The following is a 4200-nucleotide window of genomic DNA, read 5'->3' as shown; positions in this document are numbered from 1 at the left end:
CCCTATATGAGTTGCGCTTATTTAGGTACAAATCAATAGCCTTCAACTTATCTTCAAATGTATGTCTAGACATACAAGCACCCCAATCATTAGAGTTTCTTTGTCTAACAATTGGGGTGCAGTTCAATCTTGCAAAGGTAGTTTTTTCTTTTTTAAGCTGTATATTGTATCCAGAGTTAGTTACCATAGTCACCGTTCTAGGTACCAAAAAAGGCTATTTTTAGAGCCTTTTTAGGTAATTAGGTATGGCCTCGAATGTGGTAATATACTCAATTTCATTCTCAATGTGTAAAATTCCAAGATTAATGAGTGAACATTAGAAAGAGCAAATTAATTTAAGTTTAAGGTGCCTTTATTCGGATAATATAATAAATAAGCTAGGTTTAATTATAATCTGGTTTATTTTCTATATTGTAGGAGGCAACAAAAATGGAACACGGTAAAGTGAAATGGTTTAATGCTGACAAAGGTTTCGGATTTATCGAGCGTGAAGGTGGAGAAGATGTGTTTGTTCACTTCTCAGCTATTCAAGGGGAAGGTTTTAAATCCTTAGATGAAGGTCAAGAAGTGACTTTTGATATCGAACAAGGGCAACGTGGCCCACAAGCGACAAATGTACGTAAAGCATAAAAAACCATCCTAAAAACAGACTCTACCTTCAGAGTCTGTTTTTATTTTAAAAGTCCTTTTTACCAGAAATCATTCAATAGTAATTGTTATTCATGTTTCATTAATTCTTCTTCAAAGAAAAAAGTACCAGGATATTTATCGACTGTATAAGAGTATCTTTTCATGTTTTTTACATAATGACTTTTTAAAATTGTCACTAATTCATTAGATTCTCTTATAGCTACTACTTCTCCATTAGTAAATATACTTTGGCTCATATCTTCATCCCTCTAATACCAGAAATAATAAAGTTTTTACTTTCAATTTCCTTAGAGATAATTGAAATCTCCTAAGATTCTTTATTTTTTTCGAGTTCTTTTGTACTATATTTTTTAGTTCTTCACAATCATAAGGATTAAAGGTTAGTGGTTTTTGACACCTTACAGTGTGATAAATCTCGATACCTGCTAGTAAAGCATACTGTTCTCAAACAATAAGGGATTATTTTCTATAATTTTTTTTACGGACTACTGTTTCTTTTCTACCTCTATTTCTCTTACGTTCTGTTTTTGCCTTTTTATTACGAAGTGGTGCCACTTCAGTTAATTGGACAGGAGTCATATTCGATTCTTTTGTTAAGAGCTTTAAAGTAGCTGACAGTAAGGAAACAGAATCCACCTCTTCTAATAACTTTTCCGCCATAGGTTTATATTCCCCAAACTCACCCTTGTCGATGGCGGTCAAAACGCGGTGAATGATTGCTTCCTGATGTCCTGCCATTACTTCACTAGCAGTAGGAGGTGATTGTCTAGACATTCTGGTTTTCGTGACATCTTCTATCACTTTTAAGTGATGACGTTCTCTCGGAGTTATAAATGTAACGGCCAATCCCTTAGTACCTGCCCGTCCTGTTCGACCAATACGATGAACATAGCTTTCAGGATCCTGAGGAATATCAAAATTGTAGACATGGCTGACACCTGTAATATCAAGTCCTCTTGCTGCAACATCGGTTGCGACCATAACCTCAATGGTATGCTCCTTAAATTGACGAATCACATCTGCCCGTTTTGATTGGGTAAGGTCTCCGTGAATGCCTTCTGCTGCATATCCACGTTTTTTTAGCCCTTCGGCAAGTTCATCCACACGTTTTTTCGTACGTCCAAATACAATAGCCAGGTCTGGTGATTGAAGATCTATAAGATTGCAAAGAACATCAAATTTTCGATTCTCAGGAATTTCCACATAACGTTGTTCAATATTCTTTACCGTTAATTCCTTCGCTTTTATCTGCACGAGTTCAGGAGTGTTCATAAATTTCTGCGCTAAACTTTGTACTTGCTTGGACATGGTTGCTGAAAATAGTAAGGTTTGATGGGGAGAAGAGATGCCACCAAGGATCGTTTGGATATCTTCAATAAAACCCATGTTTAACATCTCATCTGCTTCATCCAGAACAGCTGTACGAATGTGATTTAAACGAATGGTCCTTCTTTTCATATGGTCCATAAGACGTCCAGGAGTTGCTGAAATAATATGAGGTCTTTTTTTAAGAGCCTTGATTTGACGATTAATGTCCTGCCCTCCATAAATCGGTAACGTTTTAACTCCTTTTACCTGTCCGATTCGATTTAACTCCTCAGCTACTTGAATTGCCAATTCACGTGTTGGGGCTAGAACAACTCCCTGGATCGCTTCTTCAGCTAACTCAACTCGTTCTATAAGGGGGATACCAAAAGCTGTTGTCTTGCCAGTACCTGTTTGAGCTTGACCAATTAGATCTTTACCCGTCATAGCTATCGGAATAGCTTCAGCTTGAATCGGTGTAGCCTCTTCAAAACCCAAATTATGAATGGCCTTTTCAATGTCCTTACTTAAATGAAAATCAGAAAACTTTTTCAAGGGTTTCATGCTCCTTTTCTTATTTAATTCAGAAACGATAAAAGTACTCTTCAAATAGAGATGTTGCTTATTCATTTCTGCGTAGTGTAAATCAATGTTATTATCAATGGAAGTCCTGTTCTAACGTATCTGTACAAGACCAATTCATGCCTTATTTTATCCACGCTTACGTGTATTTATAATTTCTTATATGACCTACAGAGAAAGAAAAGTCAGCCAATATAATATTAGCTACTTTTCCTATTTATAACTTCAGTTTTCGTTAAAATCCTTGCTAATATAATAAGTATAAGAAGCACTAATTTGATATTTTTTCTTACATGAATTTTTCTACTCTGAGCAAACTACTTAAGACGCCGTGAGGCATCTACGAAAATCCTTTAGCAATAGAGCAAAAAAACCTATCTCTTTTAACTGGAAAGAGATAGGTTTTTTCTGTTTCTTTAGGATGACTATGATATATATAACCCTAGTTAAGTCAGGTAGGCAGGCACTCTCACGAGCGCCCGCCCCCCTAAGAACCGTACGTGACAGATTTCCCGTCATACGGCTCAAGCCTTCTTTTTATCCGAACAACTTATCTAATACACGGTACATGTACTAGCTTAGCAGATGTACTTGTAGAAACCTCTAGATTTCGCACTGTAACTTTTTCTCCATTTTGTAGAGTCTGCTTGCACAATGCACAACGATATCCTTGTTTTCTTGCGAGTTTCATCCTATCTAATGTATTTTCACTATTAAAGACCTTACGGTCTCGCTTTTCCCAATACTCTCTTAGACTAGGATTATCCGGGCTGTTTTTATAGGCTACCATGACATGTCGTTCTATCTTAATCCAGGACATTTTTAACAATTGAATGTTAGTAAGTGGACATGTGAGAATCCATCTATTATTTCCACCGTGGTGGGGCTTTTTAAAATAACGCTTGCTAATCCATTTTCTCGATTTCTTTGGATGCAATTGTTTAAGGTGTTTTCTCACTTTTAGGAAAATATAATTGTCCATGTAGTCGTAAGTCTTTTTGGATACGACATGTTTCCAATACTGTCCGTAGCCACGAATAATCGGGTTTAGAACACTTATTATTTCTTTTACTGGTCGTCCTCTCATCACAGAGAACGTATCTTTTATCTTATTTTTAGCCTTTTTAATGCTGTCTCTGCTAGGTTTGATAAATAACTTCTTTCCTTGTCCCGTATTGTATTGACGCAGCGAGAAGCCAAGAAAATCAAACCCGTCCTCAATATGTGTAACCCTAGTTTTATCCATGCTAAGTGTAATTCCTCGCTTTTGTAAGTAAGGAGTGAGTTTCCCATATATGCTTTCAGCCTTTTCCTTCGTTTCCGTTACGATGACAAAGTCATCGGCGGAGAGAACACGTCCTATCTTACATTTTGGATCGATCGCGTATCCTCCGTTTGGTTTGTATGTCTTTTTATAGACAATACCAATTTCTTCTTCCATACCACATAAGGCGATATTAGCTAGAAGGGGAGACACAATAATACCCCCTTGAGGGGTTCCTTCTGTTGTCGTACGAAGCATATCCTGCTCTATATATCCCATATTAAGCCACCTTTTAATGAGAGTGCTTCCCGGAAACATAGATGTTTGTTGCATTATCCAATTATGATTAAGATGGTCAAAGCATCCTAAGAAATCTCCCTCAAATACCCACTTTTTCT

The 4200-nt window shown here is 36.8% G+C and carries 4 protein-coding genes; 1 reads left to right on the top strand and 3 read right to left on the bottom strand.

Going from position 1 to position 4200, the window contains the following annotated elements:
• Nucleotides 1-429 precede the first annotated feature (429 nt).
• A complete protein-coding gene (locus ACN6NE_RS30885) occupies nucleotides 430-630 on the top strand; it encodes a cold-shock protein (protein WP_013083582.1) in 201 nt (66 codons plus the stop codon).
• An 86-nt stretch (nucleotides 631-716) separates the two neighbouring features.
• Here ACN6NE_RS30885 and ACN6NE_RS30880 read toward each other — a convergent pair whose 3' ends face one another.
• From ACN6NE_RS30880 to ACN6NE_RS30870, 3 genes are all read right to left on the bottom strand, one after another.
• Nucleotides 717-887 carry a hypothetical protein gene (locus ACN6NE_RS30880; RefSeq protein WP_165351722.1) on the bottom strand — a complete coding sequence of 57 codons (171 nt, stop codon included), beginning with the start codon at nucleotides 885-887 and terminating at the stop codon, nucleotides 717-719.
• 223 nt (nucleotides 888-1110) lie between these two features.
• Entirely contained in the window at nucleotides 1111-2511 is a 1401-nt protein-coding gene (cshA, locus tag ACN6NE_RS30875) for a degradosome RNA helicase CshA (RefSeq protein ID WP_474329396.1), read from the bottom strand.
• Between the two features lie 577 nt (nucleotides 2512-3088).
• Nucleotides 3089-4200 (bottom strand): group II intron maturase-specific domain-containing protein (locus ACN6NE_RS30870; protein ID WP_474329394.1); only part of this gene is annotated, 1112 nt, incomplete at its 5' end.

The organism is Priestia sp. 53B2 (assembly GCF_056099005.1).
This window is presented reverse-complemented; position numbering and strand designations above follow the sequence as displayed.